The sequence below is a fragment of the Brevundimonas lutea genome (assembly GCF_003704105.1).
GTDB lineage: Bacteria > Pseudomonadota > Alphaproteobacteria > Caulobacterales > Caulobacteraceae > Brevundimonas > Brevundimonas lutea.
Genome location: NZ_QUOQ01000006.1, coordinates 162,823 through 179,179 on the forward strand (window position 1 = coordinate 162,823; position 16,357 = coordinate 179,179).

The 16,357-nt window shown below is 69.3% G+C and carries 14 protein-coding genes; 10 read left to right on the forward strand and 4 right to left on the reverse strand.

The genetic code is table 11. The annotated features are described in order from the left end of the window. Nucleotides 1–23: 23 nt before the first annotated feature. From EES48_RS12165 to EES48_RS12175, 3 genes are all read left to right on the forward strand, one after another. Complete coding sequence (locus EES48_RS12165; protein WP_122467320.1) at nt 24–605, forward strand: GNAT family N-acetyltransferase; 582 nt, start codon at nt 24–26, stop codon at nt 603–605. Nucleotides 606–639: 34 nt separating this feature from the next. Next, nucleotides 640–2,313 (forward strand): putative bifunctional diguanylate cyclase/phosphodiesterase, encoded by a 1,674-nt coding sequence (locus EES48_RS12170; protein ID WP_240623344.1) that lies wholly within the window; start codon nt 640–642, stop codon nt 2,311–2,313. 174 nt (nt 2,314–2,487) lie between these two features. Next, nucleotides 2,488–4,638: a transglycosylase domain-containing protein gene (locus EES48_RS12175; RefSeq protein WP_240623345.1), complete on the forward strand. Its 2,151-nt coding sequence runs from the start codon at nt 2,488–2,490 to the stop codon at nt 4,636–4,638. Between the two features lie 21 nt (nt 4,639–4,659). Here EES48_RS12175 and hslU read toward each other — a convergent pair whose 3' ends face one another. The 4 genes from hslU to EES48_RS12195 form a co-directional block, all read right to left on the reverse strand. Then, nucleotides 4,660–5,961: an ATP-dependent protease ATPase subunit HslU gene (hslU, locus tag EES48_RS12180; RefSeq protein WP_122467324.1), complete on the reverse strand. Its 1,302-nt coding sequence runs from the start codon at nt 5,959–5,961 to the stop codon at nt 4,660–4,662. A 345-nt stretch (nt 5,962–6,306) separates the two neighbouring features. Next, a complete protein-coding gene (gene thrS, locus EES48_RS12185; RefSeq protein ID WP_122467328.1) occupies nt 6,307–8,244 on the reverse strand; it encodes a threonine--tRNA ligase in 1,938 nt (645 codons plus the stop codon). Beyond that, on the reverse strand, nt 8,241–8,477 hold the full coding sequence (gene yidD / locus EES48_RS12190; RefSeq protein WP_122467333.1) for a membrane protein insertion efficiency factor YidD: 237 nt from the start codon (nt 8,475–8,477) through the stop codon (nt 8,241–8,243). Before yidD ends, thrS begins: the two co-directional genes overlap by 4 nt. Before the next feature lie 73 nt (nt 8,478–8,550). Further along, complete coding sequence (locus tag EES48_RS12195) at nt 8,551–9,009, reverse strand: iron-sulfur cluster assembly scaffold protein (protein WP_122467336.1); 459 nt, start codon at nt 9,007–9,009, stop codon at nt 8,551–8,553. Between the two features lie 122 nt (nt 9,010–9,131). Here EES48_RS12195 and pseB point away from each other — a divergent pair, with 122 nt between their 5' ends. The 7 genes from pseB to EES48_RS12230 all read left to right on the forward strand — a co-directional run bounded on the left by pseB (nt 9,132) and on the right by EES48_RS12230 (nt 16,351). Then, nucleotides 9,132–10,133 (forward strand): UDP-N-acetylglucosamine 4,6-dehydratase (inverting), encoded by a 1,002-nt coding sequence (pseB, locus tag EES48_RS12200; protein WP_122467341.1) that lies wholly within the window; start codon nt 9,132–9,134, stop codon nt 10,131–10,133. 83 nt (nt 10,134–10,216) lie between these two features. Then, nucleotides 10,217–10,861, forward strand: coding sequence for a DUF4129 domain-containing protein (locus EES48_RS12205; protein WP_122467627.1), 645 nt, complete (start codon nt 10,217–10,219; stop codon nt 10,859–10,861). After that, a complete protein-coding gene (locus tag EES48_RS12210; protein ID WP_122467344.1) occupies nt 10,858–12,186 on the forward strand; it encodes a hypothetical protein in 1,329 nt (442 codons plus the stop codon). Before EES48_RS12205 ends, EES48_RS12210 begins: the two co-directional genes overlap by 4 nt. Then, a complete protein-coding gene (locus EES48_RS12215) occupies nt 12,183–13,139 on the forward strand; it encodes an AAA family ATPase (RefSeq protein ID WP_122467347.1) in 957 nt (318 codons plus the stop codon). The genes EES48_RS12210 and EES48_RS12215 overlap by 4 nt, the downstream gene beginning before the upstream one ends. Nucleotides 13,140–13,149: 10 nt before the next feature. Further along, nucleotides 13,150–14,496 (forward strand): DUF58 domain-containing protein, encoded by a 1,347-nt coding sequence (locus EES48_RS12220; protein ID WP_240623346.1) that lies wholly within the window; start codon nt 13,150–13,152, stop codon nt 14,494–14,496. Further along, nucleotides 14,493–15,509, forward strand: a complete 1,017-nt coding sequence (locus EES48_RS12225; protein WP_122467351.1) for a stage II sporulation protein M — start codon at nt 14,493–14,495, stop codon at nt 15,507–15,509. Before EES48_RS12220 ends, EES48_RS12225 begins: the two co-directional genes overlap by 4 nt. Continuing rightward, nucleotides 15,506–16,351 carry an RDD family protein gene (locus EES48_RS12230; protein ID WP_240623347.1) on the forward strand — a complete coding sequence of 282 codons (846 nt, stop codon included), beginning with the start codon at nt 15,506–15,508 and terminating at the stop codon, nt 16,349–16,351. Before EES48_RS12225 ends, EES48_RS12230 begins: the two co-directional genes overlap by 4 nt. Nucleotides 16,352–16,357 lie beyond the last annotated feature (6 nt).

The window sequence follows — 16,357 nt, forward strand, 5'->3', positions numbered from 1 at the left end:
GCCGGTCGCGCTATCCTCCTGTCATGGCTCTGATGGACTGGATCGGCGAGACGGCGACGACGGTCCTTGAGGGGCCCGGCGTCAGTCTGCGCCATCCGCGCGCCGGGGACTTCGCTGAATGGTCCCAACTGAGAGCGGCGTCGCGTGACCATCTGCAGCCGTGGGAGCCGCTGTGGCCCCATGACGACCTGACCCGGACCGCCTTCCGCCGCCGCCTGACCGCCTACCAGCGCGAGATTGAACTGGGCCACGCCTATCCCTTCTTCATCTTCGCCGGCGGTCGTCTGGTGGGCGGGGTGACCCTGTCCAACATCCGGCGCGGCGTGGCCGAGACCGGGACCGTCGGCTACTGGATCGGCCAGACCCACACCGGCCGGGGATATGCGACGGCGGCGGTCCGCGCGCTGGCCGAGCATTCGTTCGGCGGCTTGAAACTGCATCGGCTGGAGGCGGCCTGCCTCCCAGCCAATATCGGATCGCGGCGGGTGCTGGAGAAGGCGGGGTTTCGTCGCGAGGGCGAGGCCAAGGCTTATCTCAAAATTAACGGCGTTTGGGCAGACCATCTGCTGTTCGGCCTTCTCGCGGAGGAGGTCTCCCGGCGCTGACGGCGTCGGCCGCGTCGGGAGGTCCAGTCAGGCTGTGAACGGGCGATCGTCCAGAAGCCTGGCGTGGGATGCGACCACTGCGATCGAAGCCCTGGCGGCGTCGGACGCGGCCCTGTGGGTGTGGAGCCCGGCCGAGGATCAGATGCAGTTTACCGGCGCGACCAAGCCTCTGGGGCTGGCCCCGTTGGCCCCCGCCTGTTCCGCCGCCGCCTTCACCGCCCTGACCCTGCCGCAGGACCGGGCGCTGGCCGAAAAGATACTGAAGCCGCAGGAGGAGGGGACCGAGATCGCCCTGCGCCTGCGGATGCGCGGGTCCGAGACTTGTCTGTGGCGGGGCGTGTGGCTGGAGGACGGGGCGCGGGCGGCGGGCCTGGTGGCGCTGGAGGCAAAGTTCGCGCCGTCCGACCGCGACCGGTTAACCGGCCTGTATCACCGCAAAGCCTTTGTGGCGCGGCTGGGCGAGGCCTTGGAGACATCGGGCGACTGGGATCTGGTGGTCGCCGACCTGGACCGGCTGCGTCGGCTGAACGAGGCCCTGGGGCTGGAACGGGCCGATCTGGTTCTGGCGGCCCTGGGATCGCGCCTGGCCGCCGCCTTCGCCGGCGACGCCGCGCCGGCCCGCATCGGCGAGGACGAGTTCGCGGTGTTCGCGCCGGCGGCCGAGGGTCTGTCAGTGGCCGAGCGGCTGCGCGAAGCGCTGGAACAGCCGCTGAGGGTGGCGGGCTTCGACATCTATCCCACCGTCTCGATCGGCGCGGTGCGGGCCGAGGGCGGGCCGGACGCGCCCGATCCGTCGGAACTGCTGCGCCGCGCCGCGCTGGCGCTGGATTCGGCCAAGAGCCTGGGGCGCGGCGGGGTGGCCAGCTATGGTCAGGCGCTGGAAACCGACAGCCTGTCGCGGCTGGCGCTGGAGTCGGACCTAAGAAACGCCTTCGTGCGCGGTGAGATCGAGCCCTTCTTCCAGCCCATCGTCAATCTGGACACCGGCGCGGTGGCGGGCTTCGAGGCCCTAGCCCGCTGGCGCCACCCGCGTCGCGGACTGGTGGCGCCCGACGAGTTCCTCCGGCTGGCCGACGAGATGGGCCTGATGAACCAGCTGGGCCTGATCATGATGACGCGCGCGGCGCACCAGCTGGCGGAATGGCTGAAGCGCCATCCCGCGGCGGGACCCCTGTTCTGCAGCGTCAATCTGTCGACCAACGAGCTGGAGCGCGACGGCCTGATCGAGGACGTGCGCCGCATCCGCCAGGAGACCGGCCTGCCGCCGGGCGCCCTGAAGCTGGAGGTCACCGAAAGCGACATCATGCGCAATCCGGACAAGGCGCTGCAGGTGCTGACGGCTTTGCGAAAGGCCGGAGCGTCGCTGGCCCTGGACGACTTCGGCACCGGCTTTTCGTCCCTGGCCTATCTGGCCAAGCTACCGTTCGATACGCTCAAGATCGACCGCTACTTCGTGCTGACCATGGCGGAGGACGAAGGGTCGGCCAAGATCGTCAAGTCGGTGGTTAACCTGGGCCGCGACCTGTCGCTGGAGGTGGTGGCCGAGGGGGTGGAGAACGCCAATCTGGCGCGGCTGCTGCTGGAGGCCAGCTGTCACTATGGCCAGGGCTTCGGCTATGCGCCCGCCCTGCCGGCCCAGGAGGCGGAGGTCTATCTGGACGAGAGCCTGTCGGACGGCGCGGCGCCGATCCGGGCGCGGTCCGGCTGACCTTCCTCAGACCATGACCAATCGGTCAGGCGCGCGCCACGGCTTGGCCGCAGATGGGCGTTAGGCGCTGAGGATCGGAAGTCACGCGGCATTCAGGCGCAAGGGCGCTGCATCACGGGGCATTCCGTACGGGGGCGCGGTCGTCTAGGAACGGCTGAGGCTTAGAGGACGTCGATGGCGAGATCGGGAACGGGGCGAGGCGGGGCGGAGACGCCGCCGTCGGGCGGCGGCAAGAAGGGTCGCACGCCGTTCGGCCGCTTTCTGTATTGGTCAACCGTGCTGGGCGTCTGGCTGGCCATCTTCCTGGTGGTCTTCCTGGCGGTGTTCGCGCGCGGCTTGCCCGACACCTCGGCGCTGTACGAGGTCGATCGCCAGCCCTCGATCACCTATCTGGACAGGAACGGCGCCCTGATCTCGGTGCGCGGCTCGCAGCAGGCGCCGCCGGCCGACCTGGACAGCCTGCCCGACTATGTGCCGGCCGCCTTCATCGCCATCGAGGACCGCCGGTTCTACTATCATCCCGGCTTCGACCCGATCGGCATGGCGCGAGCGATGAGCGCCAACCTGCGCGCCGGACGGGTGGTGCAGGGCGGTTCGACCATCTCGCAGCAGCTGGCCAAGAACCTGTTCCTGACGCCGGACCAGACCATGCGCCGCAAGGTGCAGGAGATCATGCTGGCGGTCTGGCTGGAGCTGAAGTTCTCCAAGCAGGAGATTCTCGCCCTGTATCTGAACCGGGTCTATTTCGGCGCCGGCGCCTATGGCATCGAGGCGGCGTCCCAGCGCTATTTCGACAAGTCGGCGCGCCGTCTGACGGTCGGCGAGGCGGCGTTGCTGGCGGGGCTGCTCAAGGCGCCCAGCCGCTATTCGCCCGTGTCCGAAAGCGAGCGCGCCGCCGGCCGCGCCACGGTGGTTCTGAACGAGATGGAAGAGGCGGGCGTCATCACCGCCGAGCAGCGCAATCAGGCCGTCACCGAGCCGGTCCGCGTGTCGCGCACCCTGGCGACCCAGCACGCCCAGTATTTCGTGGACTGGCTGGACAAGGAGATCCGCGGCCTGGTCGGCGAACCGACCGAGGACTTGATCGTCGAGACCACGTTGGACCTGACGCTGCAGACCGCCGCGGAGCGGTCGGTGCACCGCATCCTCGAACGCGACGGCGGCAAGGGGGTCGAGGAGGCCGCCCTGGTGGCGCTGGACGGCGAGGGCCGGGTGCGGGCCATGATCGGCGGCGCGTCTTATGCCGACAGCCAGTTCAACCGCGCCGTCGACGCGCGGCGTCAGGCCGGCTCTGCCTTCAAGCCCTTCGTTTATCTGGCGGCGCTGGAGGCCGGCTACACCCCGGATACGCCAGTGGTGGACGAGCCGATCACCATCGGCGGCTGGACCCCACGCAACTACAACGGCCGCTACACCGGCCCGACCACCCTGGCCAACGCGGTGGCGCAGTCACTGAACACCACCGCCGCCGCCCTGGCCGACCAGGTCGGGCGCGACAGCGTGGCCCGCGCCGCGCGGCGCCTGGGCATCGAATCCCAGATCGGGCTGCAGCCGTCCATGGCGCTGGGCGCCGTCGAGGTGTCGCCGCTGGAGATGGCCCAGGCCTATGACGCCCTGGCGAATGGCGGCAAGCGCGTTGAGGCGCACGGCATCAGCCGTATCCGTACCGAGGCGGGCCGGGTGATCTATCAGCGCGCCGCGCGGGACCAGCTGCAGGTGATTCAGAATCCGCCGCTGTATTATCTGAACCAGATGCTGAGGGGGGTGATCACTTCCGGCACCGGACGGGGCGCGGCCATCGGCGGCCGCGACATCGCAGGCAAGACCGGCACCACCTCGGACTACAGGGACGCCTGGTTCGTCGGCTACACCGGCGGCTTCGTCACCGCCGTCTGGGTCGGCAAGGACGACAACTCCGCGATGCGAGATGTCACCGGCGGCACCGCGCCGGCCGCCATCTGGCGGGGCTTCATGGAAGCGGCCCTGCCGCGTCTGAACGTTCAGGACATTCCCAATGGCCCGCCCGCGCCGGAGGGCTGGATGCAGCGTGACGTCATCGGCGACGCACTAACGGGTCTGAACAGTCTGTGGGGCGACAGCGGCTCCGATCCCCTGCCGCCGATCATCGACGATGGCGGTCAGCCGCCCATCGACCCGCGCGATCCGCGGGCGCCCGCGGTTCGCGGACCGGTGCCGACCCAGCCGCTGGATCGGGGCCCGCCGCCACGTCGCGAGGAAATCCCCGACGACTTCTACCGCGACGAACCGCCTCCGGGCGGTCCCGGGCCGGCGCGCCAGCCGGCGATGGACCCGTCATTCTACTGACGGTCCGGGGCGGTTGCTCGATCAGAGAATGTAGCGGCTGAGGTCAGCGTTTTTGGCTAGGTCGCCGACCTTTTCGCGCACCTGATCGGCGTCGAAGCGGACGGTCTGGCCGGTCAGGTCCGAGGCGCGGAAGCTGATGTCCTCCAGCACCTTCTCCATCACCGTCTGCAGCCGGCGGGCGCCGATGTTCTCGACGGCCGAGTTGGCGGCCACGGCGGCATCGGCCATCGCATCGACCGCTTCAGGGCTGAACTCCAGCGTCACCTCCTCGGCGGCCAGCAGGGCCTGGTTCTGACGGATCAGATTGGCCTCGGGCTCAGTCAGGATGCGGCGGAAGTCGTCGCGGGTCAGGGCCTTCAGCTCGACCCGGATCGGCAGGCGGCCCTGAAGCTCGGGCAGCAGGTCCGACGGCTTGGCCACATGGAAGGCGCCCGAGGCGATGAACAGCACATGGTCGGTCTTCACCGGCCCGTATTTGGTCGAGACGGTGGTGCCCTCGATCAGGGGCAGCAGGTCACGTTGCACCCCCTCGCGCGACACGTCGGCGCCGCGCGCCTCTGACCGGGCGGCGACCTTGTCGATCTCGTCCAGGAAGACGATGCCTTCCTGTTCGGCCAGGGTGACGGCCTCGCGGGTCAGGCTGTCCTGATCCAGCAGCTTGTCGGATTCCTCTGCGATCAGGGGATCGACCGCCGCCTTGACCGTGGTCTTGACCGTCTTGGTGCGGCCGCCGCCCATCTTGCCCAGCAGTTCGCCGATATTGATCATGCCGACGCCGCCCTGGCCCGGCATGTCGAGCCCTTGCAGAGGCGACGCGGTGTCTGCCAGGGCGATCTCGAGCTCCTTGTCGTCAAGTTCGCCGGCGCGCAGCTTCTTGCGGAAGGAATCGCGCGTAGCCGGCTGTGCGCCGGGGCCGACCAAGGCGTCCAGAATGCGGTCCTCGGCGGCCTTCTCGGCCTGGGCGCGGACGCCGGCGCGGCGCTGGTCGCGGACCATCAGCATGGCGGCCTCGACCAGATCGCGCATGATCTGATCCACGTCGCGGCCGACATAGCCGACCTCGGTGAACTTGGTGGCCTCGACCTTGAGGAAGGGCGCCCCGGCCAGCCGGGCCAGCCGCCGCGCGATCTCGGTCTTGCCGACGCCCGTGGGGCCGATCAGCAAAATGTTCTTGGGCGTGATCTCGTCGCGGATGTCCTCGGGCGCACGCTTCCTGCGCCAGCGATTGCGCAGGGCCACGGCCACGGCGCGCTTGGCGTCGTCCTGGCCGACGATGAAGCGGTCCAGTTCGGATACGATCTCGCGGGGGGACAGGTCGGTCACGGGGCCTCAGTCAGTCGCTTTGGGAGAGGCGGCATATGGGGCGGGCGAGGGGGCGGGTCCAGACGGCGGGGCAAACGCTGCAGTCCGAGCTGACTTCGCTGCCAAAACGGGTTCATCACAACGAACACGACGGGACCGCACATGTGTCGGTCTATCGCGTCCAAAGTCGATCCTTGGAGGTATGGCGGCGTTCGCCGCCTTTAGCTTCCTCGACGCGCTGATAAGCATTCAGGATCGACGGTCAGCATGTCGGCGCTTCGCACGCGTCGTGTTCGTTGTGGCCTTCCGTCGTGGCCGTTGTGATGAATCTCTGGGGCCGCGCCCACCGGCTGTAGGGCGAGCGCCTTAGCCGGCCGCGCGATCCCGCTTGATGTCCGGCGGGGTCGCTTCGTCGGTCAGGAGGCGGATGGCTTCGTCCAGCGTCACCACCGTCTGAGCCTGGCTGCCCAGGCGGCGGATGGCGACCGTACCGGCCTCGGCCTCGTTCCGGCCCACCACAGCGATGACCGGCACCTTGCCGACCGAGTGTTCGCGCACCTTGTAGCCGACCTTCTCGTTCCGGAGATCGGTCTCGACGCGCAGGCCGGCGGCCTTGAACCGGGCCGCGACCTCCTCCGCGTACGGATCGGCGTCGGAGGTGATGGTCGCCACCACCGCCTGGGTCGGCGCCAGCCACAGGGGAAAGGCCCCGGCGTAGTTCTCGATCATGATGCCGATGAACCGCTCGAAACTGCCCAGGATGGCCCGGTGCAGCATCACGGGGCGGTGCTTGGCGCCGTCCTCGCCGACATATTCCGCGTTCAGCCGTTCCGGCAGGACATAGTCCAGCTGGATGGTGCCGCAGGTCCATTCGCGGCCGATGGCGTCCTTGACCACGAAATCCAGCTTGGGCGCATAGAAGGCGCCGTCGCCCTCGGTGACCACTGGCTCGGTCCCGGCGGCGCGGGCCGCCTCGGCCATCTGGGCCTCGGCCTTGTCCCAGAATTCGTCCGTGCCGGCGCGGACCTCCGGGCGGGTGCCCAGGCTGATGTAGGCGGTCTGCATGCCCAGATCGGCGTGGACGCTGTGAGCCAGCTCGATGAAGTCGGCCGTCTCAGAAACGATCTGGTCCTCACGGCAGAAGATGTGGGCGTCGTCCTGGGTGAAGCCGCGCACCCGCATCAGACCGTGCAGGGCGCCCGACGGTTCATAGCGGTGGCAGGCGCCGAACTCGGCCATGCGCAGCGGCAGCTCGCGATAGGACCGCTGACCCTGGTCGAAAATCTGCACGTGACCCGGGCAGTTCATCGGCTTGAGGCTGAGCGTCTCGCCCTCGACCGTCTCGCAGACGAACATGTTGGGGCGGTATTTGTCCCAGTGGCCGGACGCCTCCCAGAACTTGCGATCCAGCACCTGGGGCGTCTTGACCTCGACATAGCCGGCCTTGTCCAGGCGGCGGCGCATATAGGCCTCGATCACCTGCCACAGCACCCAGCCCTTGGGGTGCCAGAAGACCATGCCTCGGCCCTCTTCCTGCATGTGGAAGAGCTCCATCTGGCGACCCAGCTTCCTGTGGTCGCGCTTCTCGGCCTCCTCGATGCGGGTCAGATAGGCGTCGAGGTCCTCCTTGGTGGCCCAGGCGGTGCCGTACATGCGCTGGAGCTGTTCGCGTTTGGAATCGCCTCGCCAATAGGCGCCGGCGAGCTTGGTCAGTTTGAAGGCCTTGCCGACGTGGCGCGTGGAGGGGAAGTGCGGTCCCCGGCACAGGTCGATCCAGTCGCCCTGTTTGTACAGGGTGATGGTCTCGGTCTCGGGCAGATCGCGGATCAGCTCGGCCTTGAACTTCTCGCCCTTGGCCTCGAAGAATTTGATGGCCTCGTCGCGGTCCCAGACCTCGCGTTCGAACTTGGAGTCGCGGTCGATCAGCCGGCCCATCTCCTTTTCGATGGCGGCGAAGTCGTCGGTCGAGAAGGGCTCCTCGCGGAAGAAATCATAATAGAATCCGTCCTCGATCGCCGGGCCGATGGTGACCTGGGTTCCGGGGAACAGGTTCTGCACCGCCTCGGCCAGGACGTGGGCGCAGTCGTGGCGGATGGTGTAGAGCGCCTCGGGATCGTCGCGCATGATCAGGCGGAAGTCGCCGCCGGTCTCCAGCTCGCGACCCATGTCGCGCTGCTGGCCGTTCAGCTCGGCCAGCAAGGCCTTCTTGGCCAGGGACGGCGAGATGGAGGCGGCCACGTCGCGGGCCGTGGAGCCTTGGGGATATTCACGGACGGCGCCGTCGGGGAATTTCAGTTCGATCATGGGTTCGTCTTCACGGGCGGGACCGGGTCGTATCCGGAGGCGCCCCAGGGGTGGCATTTGCAAAAGCGGCGGGCGGCCAGCCAGCCGCCCCGGACGGGGCCGTGCTGGATCAGGGCGTCGCGTCCATAGTCCGAACAGGTCGGCTGGAAGCGGCACGACTGACCGAAGAACGGCGACAGGGTCAGCTTGTAGGTCCGGTGGACCAGGCGAACGCCGCGTTCATAGGCAGACATGACGGCCGGGGCGGTTGGAGGAGGAGGTCGCGGCGCTTATCCCCCATGCGTGGGGACCGGGCAACCGCGACGCTCAGGCCGCGCCGGCGATGGGAGTTCGGCTGGTCTTCCTCTGAGCCTCGCGCACGGCGTCCATGGTCGCCTCGACAGCCACCAGGGTGGAGGCGTGGCGGGCCGGATAGTCGGCGACCTGTTTCAGGGCGCGCAGGCCCTCGAACCGGCCGACGGGCCCGTCGCCGCCCGATTTCAGCATGGCGACCATGGCGTCGCGGGCCTGTTCCAGCTCATCGACCGTGGCCCCGATGACGCTCTGGCCCAGTACCCCGGCGGCGGCCTGGCCCAAGGCGCAAGCCTTCACCTCCTGGGCGAAGTCGGCGATCCGGTCGCCGTTCAGCACCACATCGACCACGGCGCGCGATCCGCACAGCTTGGCGACGCGCTCGCCGGTGCCGCCTGGCGCGGCCAGTCGGCCGGCGTGAGGCATCTCGGCGGCGAGGCGAAGGATGCGGGTGCTGTAGAGGTCGTCGATCACAGGTCAAGAGATAGGCCGTCCAGCAGCGGCGCGAAAGCGTGTGATCAGAGATGGGGGATGCGCTTGTCCCGAGGCGCGACGCATGGGCACAAAGGGCGACGGGTAGGCGCGGGGGACAGCCGATGTTCGATGGCAAGTCGATCCTGATCACTGGGGGCTCCGGCTCCTTTGGCAGGATGTACATCCGGCGCATCCTGGCGCGCTTCAAGCCCAGGCGACTGATCGTCTATTCGCGCGACGAGCTGAAGCAGTTCGAGATGCAGCAGGTCTTCACCGACCCCTGCATGCGCTGGTTCCTGGGCGACGTGCGCGACGCCGAGCGGATGACCCAGGCCATGCGCGGGGTCGATTTCGTGATCCACGCCGCGGCGATGAAACAGGTGCCGGCGGCCGAGTACAATCCGACCGAATGCATCCGCACCAACGTCAACGGAGCCGAAAACGTCATCGCCGCCGCCCTGGCCAATGACGTGGACCGGGTGATCGCCCTGTCGACGGACAAGGCGGCCAATCCCATCAATCTGTACGGCGCGACCAAGCTGTGTTCCGACAAGCTGTTCGTGGCCGCCAACAACATCGCGGGCGACAAGCGGACACGCTTCTCGGTGGTCCGGTACGGCAACGTGGTGGGGTCGCGCGGATCCGTCGTGCCCTTCTTTGAGGCGTTGATCGCCCAGGGCGCCGGCAGCCTGCCGATCACCGACCCGCGCATGACCCGGTTCTGGATCTCCCTGGAGCAGGGCGTCGAGTTCGTTCTGAAGAACTTCGACCGGATGCAGGGCGGCGAGATCTTCGTGCCCAAGATCCCGTCGGTGCGCATCTCGGACCTGGCCGAGGCGATGGCGCCGGGCATGCCTACCCATGTGGTCGGCATCCGGCCGGGCGAGAAGCTGCACGAGATCATGTGCCCGGCCGACGACAGCCATCTGACCTACGCCTTTTCGGATCACTATGTGATCGCCCCGACCATCCGCTTCCACCACGTGGATCAGGACTTCTCGGTCAACGGGCTGGGCGAGCGAGGCGAGCGGGTCGAGCAGGGGTTCGAATACCACTCCGGCAACAATCCCGACTTCCTGTCGGTCGAGGACATCCGGACGTTCAACGCCGCCGCCGCGATCTGAACGCGATCGGTCGCGGTGCTTCGTCCCTCGACAGGGCGGGCGGTCACGGTGCTAAGGTCGCGTCAGAGGTGCAGGCAGGCGTGATGACGGCCCCGACGGGAGCGACGAGCACGGCGAACGGGGCGGGACGCGCGGGCGACCTGGCCGAGGCGCACGCGCGCCTCCTCGCCGATCGCGACCTGCAGTTCCGCATGACCGAATTTCAGCCGCCGCGCCCGCCGGGATGGCTGGAGCCGTTGCTGGACATGCTGCGAGCGCTCGGTCCGCTATGGCAGGGCATTTTCTGGCTGGGGCTGGCGGCAATCGTGGCGACGATCCTTTGGCTGATCGGGCGTGAACTGGTGCGGATCGGGCGGTCGGCGCGGCCCGAGGCGCGGAACCTGGGTCCGGAGAGCTGGCGGCCGGATCAAGCGGCGGCGCGGGTGCTGCTGTCGGACGCAGACGCCCTGGCCGCCCAGGGCCGGTTCGCCGAGGCGGTGCACCTGATCCTGCTGCGCAGCATCGACGAGTTGAAGGCGCGGCGGCCCAGCGCCATCCGCCCGGCCCTGACCGCGCGCGACATCCGCGATCTCGACGCCCTGCCGGCCACGGCGCGGCCGGCCTTTGCGCGTATGGCCCAGGCGGTCGAGGCCAGTCTGTTCGGCGGCCGGCCGGTAGACGCCGACGCCTTCGCCGCCTGTCGCCGCGACTATGAGGCCTTCGCCCTGCCCGGAACCTGGACCGGATGAGCGTCGAGGCGGCGGCAAGCGCGGGGGTCGAAGGCGCGAGGTCGGGTCCGTTCAAGCCGGCGGTGGTCGTCGGCCTGGTTGGGGTCGCCGTCTTCGCCCTGGCGTCGATGGGTGTGCTCAGCGCCTATGCGCCCGACCTCAGGGACGGCGACGACGGCCAGGCCCACGCCCTGTCGAAATCGGCGGTAGGCTATGCCGGGCTTGTGCGATTGCTGGAGGAGACGGGTCGCGATCCCGTGATGGTCCGTGGCCCCGGCGAGCTGACGCCGAACAGCCTGACGATCGTCACGCCTCTGCACGGCGTCAGCCGCGAACCGCTGGAGGCCCTGGCCGAGAGCGATCGGGCCCTGCTGTATGTGCTGCCAAAGTGGAACACCACGCCCGATCCGGTGCGGCCGGGCTGGGTCCGGGCGGCGGGGCGGTTACCGCCCATGTTCGCCGCCGCCGTACTGCCGGACATGGGGGATGTCACGCCGGGGGCGCCGGGCGACGATCCCCGTGCCAATCAGGACGCCGACCAGGATCTGGCCGTGGTCGCGGCCACAAGCGCCTTGGCGGTCACCGAGGTCGAGGGCGACAGCCGGCCGTCGCTGAGAACGAGCGCGGGCGCGATTTTGGGACGACCCGACCAACCTATCGAAGGCCTGCGCACCTTGTCGGGCGAGGGCTGGCGACCCGTGATCCTGGACGAGGCCGGGCGGGCGCTGGTCGTGACCCATGACGAGACCGGTTCCTATGTGCTGGCCGAGCCGGACCTGCTGAACACCCAGGGCATGGCCGATCTGGGCCGGGCCCGGGCGGCCGTGGCGATGCTTGACTATCTGGCGGGCGACGCGCCCCTGGTGTTCGACCTGACGGCGGCGGGGTTCAGCCGGCCGCGCAGCCTGCTGCGCCTGATGCTGGAGCCGCCGCTGCTGGGGTTCAGCCTGTGCCTGTTCGCAGCCTTCCTGCTGGTCGGCTGGGGCGCGCTGGTCCGGTTCGGTCCGCACCGACGGGGCGAGCGGGTCGTGCCGCTGGGCAAGCGCGCCCTGGCCGACAACACCGCCGCCCTGATCTCCCTGGCCGGCAAGGAGCACCGCCTGGCCGGTCCCTATGCGCGCCTGACCCGCGCCGCCGCGCTGAAGGCCGTGGCCGCGCCTGCCGACGGCGACGAGACGCGGCAGACGGCGCTGCTGGATCGGCTGGCCGAGGCCGGCGGCAGTCCGGAGCGGTGGACCGCGCTCAACGACCGGGCCCTGACGACGCGAACGCCCAAGGACCTGATGGCGCTCGCCCGCGCCCTGACTGACTGGAAGACCTCGATGACCAAGGGACGCCCTTCATGACCCCACAAGAGCTCGGCGCCCTGGCCGACCGTTTCCGCGCAGAGATCGGCAAGGCCGTGATCGGCCAGACCGCCTCGGTCGACCTGATGCTGACGGCCCTGTTCGCCGGCGGTCACGTACTGTTGGAGGGACCGCCGGGGGTAGCCAAAACCCTGCTCGCCCAGAGCTTCTCGGCCGCCTTGGGGGTCCAGTTCGGCCGCATCCAGTTCACGCCCGATCTGATGCCCGGCGACATCCTGGGCTCCAACATCTTCAATTTCCAGACCTCCAGCTTCAGTCTGACGCGCGGGCCGATCTTCTGCGACGTGCTCTTGGCCGACGAGATCAACCGGACGCCGCCCAAGACCCAGGCGGCGCTGCTGGAGGCGATGCAGGAGCGTTCGGTGACCATCGACGGCGAGACCCACGCCCTGCCCCGGCGCTTCACCGTCATCGCCACCCAGAACCCCATCGAGCAGCAGGGTGTCTATCCCCTGCCCGAGGCCCAGCTGGACCGGTTCCTGTTCAAGCATGTCCTGCCCTATCCGTCGCGCGAGGACGAGCTGCGGGTGGTGCGAGAACACGGGTCGCGGGTCGGTATGCCGGACCCCCGGACCCTGGGGGTCGAGACCGTGGCCGACGGCGCCACCCTGGAGGCGGCCGTGGCCGCCGTGGCCGCGATCCGGGTGTCCGACGAGGTGGTCGCCTATATCGTCGATCTGATCAGGGCCACCCGCGAGTCGGCCGATCTGATGACGGGCGCCTCGCCGCGCTCCGGGGCCATGCTGGGCGTCGCCGCGCGGGCGCGGGCGGCTCTGGACGGCCGCGACTATGTCATCCCCGACGATGTGAAGGCCCTGGCCTTGCCGGCGCTGCGCCACCGGGTCGTGCTGTCGCCCGCCGCCGAGATCGAGGGCCGCCGCGCCGACCAGGTGGTCGAGACCCTGGTCCATCAGGTCGCGGCGCCGCGATGAGGCGCCTTGCGTGAAACCTCTCTGGCGACCCCGATCCAGCGACGGTCCGAAGGTGCTGGTCTATCCGACCCGCGCCCTGGTGATGTGGGCCCTGGCCGGGGCGCCGGTCGCGCTTTTGGTCGGCGTGCTGGCGCCCGGGCTGTGGACGGTGGGGGTCGCCTGGTTGGCGGCGCTGGCCGGCGCGGCTGTGCTGGATGCGGTGCTTTCGCCCGCTGCGAGAGACGTGGAGCTGACCCTCGACTCGCCAGACTATCTGGCCGTGGGTCGTCCCGGCGAAGCGGAGGTCAGGGCGACGACGGGGCGCGGACGCCTCCGCGGGCTGGAGGCGGCGCTGGACGCGGACGGCCCCGCCGGACTGATCGAGCCGAGCATCGCCGCCAGCTCTGACGGCGTCGCGCGATTCCTGATGGTCCCGCCGCGCCGTGGCCTGGTGGCCTTTCAGAGCCGATGGGCGCGATGGAAGGGGCCGCTGGGTCTGATGTGGCGCCAGCTGCGTCGCGACGACCGGGCCGAGGTCGGGGTCGGCGCCGACATCCGCCGCATCGAAAACGACGCCGTGCGCATGTTTTCCCGCGACGCCGAATTCGGCGCAAAGATCCAGCGCGACATAGGAGAGGGCGCCGAATTTCACGCCCTGCAAGAGTTCCGCTCCGGCATGGATCGCCGCACCATCGACTGGAAACAGTCGGCCCGGCACTGGCATCTGCTGGCCAAGGAGTTCCGCACCGAGCGCAATCACCAGGTGGTCATGGCCCTGGACAGCGGTCGGGTGATGAGCGAGCCGGTCGGCGGCGCTCCGCGCATCGACCGGGCCGTGCACGGCGCGCTGCTCCTGGCCTATGTCTGTCTGAGAAGCGGTGACCGGGCGGGCCTCTACGCCTTCGACGACCGGCCGCGTCTGTCGACCGGCGCCCTGACCGGAGTCGGCGCCTTTCCTCTGCTGCACCGGCAGGCGGCGCGGATCGACTACGGGACCGAGGAGACCAACTACGCGCTCGGGCTCAGCACGCTGTCGGCCGGCCTGCGGCGGCGCAGCCTGATCGTCATCTTCACCGAGTTCGCCGACGCCACGGCGGCCGAGCTGATGCTGGAGAGCGTCGGCCGGGCGCTGCGCACCCATCTGATCCTGTTCGTAGTGATGCGCGACGACGAGCTGGAGGGCATGGCCGGCCATGCGCCCGAGACGCCGGACGATGTCGCCCGCGCCGTGGTCGCGACCGATCTGATGCGTGAGCGGACCCTGGTGCTGACCCGCCTGCGCCGCATGGGCGCCCACGTCGTCGAGGCCCCCGCCGATCAGGTCGGTCCGGCGGCGCTGAACGCCTATCTCGACCTGAAGCGCAAGGATCTGCTGTGACCGACGCCGCTCCGCCGCTGAAGAGCCAGAGATTTCGCCGCGAGCGCGAGGCGCAGTGGAAGCGGCTCGACGCCATCGTCACCAAGGCCGAGAAGAAGTCGCTACGCACGCTGAGCGATCAGGAGATCCTCGATCTGCCGGTGCTGTATCGCGGAGCCCTGTCGTCGTTGTCGGTGGCGCGCGCCACCTCGCTGGACGCCGGGCTGATCGCCTATCTTGAGAGCCTGTCGGCCCGGGCCTATTTCTTCGTCTATGGCGCGCGCACCTCGCCGTCGAAACAGGTGGCGACCTTCTTTCGCGACGCCTGGCCCCAGGCGGTGCGGGGCCTGTGGCGCGAGACCCTGGTCAGTGTCGCCGCCCTGGTGCTGGGCGCCGTGATGGCCGCCTGGTTGATGGGTCAGGAGGCGGACTGGTTCTACGCCTTCGTCGACGGCGGCCTCGCCTCCGGACGCGACCCGACCGCCAGCGCCGACAGCCTGAGAGAGACCCTGTATCACGACGAGGGATCGTCGGGGTTGTCGGCCTTCGCCGCCTTCCTGTTCACCCATAACGCCCAGATCGCCTTGGTCGCCTTTGCGCTCGGCTTCGCCTTTGGGGCGCCGACCCTGATCGTGCTGCTGGCCAACGGCGCCATGCTGGGGGCGATGATCCATGTCTTCGCGTCGAAGGGGCTGGGCTATGAGTTCGGGGGCTGGCTGGCCATCCACGGGGTGACCGAGCTGTTCGCCGTCATTCTGGCGGGCGCGGCGGGACTGCGGATCGGTTGGGCCGTGGCCTTCCCTGGCAGGATGGCGCGGCTCGACGCCGCCGCCGCCGCCGGCCGCCAGGGCAGCCTGGTGCTGGTCGGGGTGGTCGTCATGTTGTTCTGCGCCGGCCTGCTGGAAGGTTTTGGACGCCAGCTGATCACCCATGACGGCGCCCGCTACGCCGTGGCGGCCGTCACGGCTTTGATCTGGGCGCTGTACTTCTATGCCCCACGGCGTGCTCCGCGGGCCGGGAGCGATGGCTCGTGAGCGCCGCCGCGATGGAGCGGATGCTGGTCACGCCGGAGGGGGTGCCCCTCAGGCTCGGCGTCGGCACGGTGGGGGCCCGGTTCGGAGCGCTGCTGATCGATCTGGCCATCATCGTCGGCGCCATGATCGTGCTGACGATCGCCGCCCTGTCCACCTTCTTCGCCATCGGGCAATCGTCCGGAGAGCTGGTTCTGGTCATCTGGACGTTGGGGATGTTCCTGTTCCGGAACGCCTATTTCCTGCTGTTCGAAATGTCGCCCCGCGCCGCCACGCCCGGCAAAAGGATCGTCGGCCTTAGGGTCGCCAGCCGCGACGGCGGGCGGCTGCGCCCCGAGGCGGTGTTCACCCGCAATGCGCTGCGAGAGCTAGAGCTGTTCCTGCCGATCACGGTGATGATCGGCGCGGGCGCACGCGGCGTGGACGGCTGGATTCATCTGGCCGCGGTGATGTGGTGCCTGGTCTTCGTGCTGCTGCCGGTGTTCAACCGCGACAAGCTGCGCGCCGGCGACATCGTGGCCGGCACCTGGGTGTTGACCGCGCCCAAGCCCCGGCTGGCCCGCGATCTGGCCGAGGAGGCGGCCCCGGCGGCGCCCGGAGGCTTCACCGAGGCCCAGCTCGACGCCTACGGCGTCCACGAACTGCACGTGCTGGAACAGGCCCTGCGCACCGCCGACCGCGCCACTCTGAGAGCCATCGCCCAGCGCATCGCCGCCAAGATCGACCACGAGCGGGGTTTCGAGAGCGACCGGGAGTTCCTCGCCGCCTATTACCAGGCCATGCGCGGACGGCTGGAATCCGGCCTGCTGATGGGCCGCCGCCGACGCGACAAGCACGACCGCTGAGGCGCG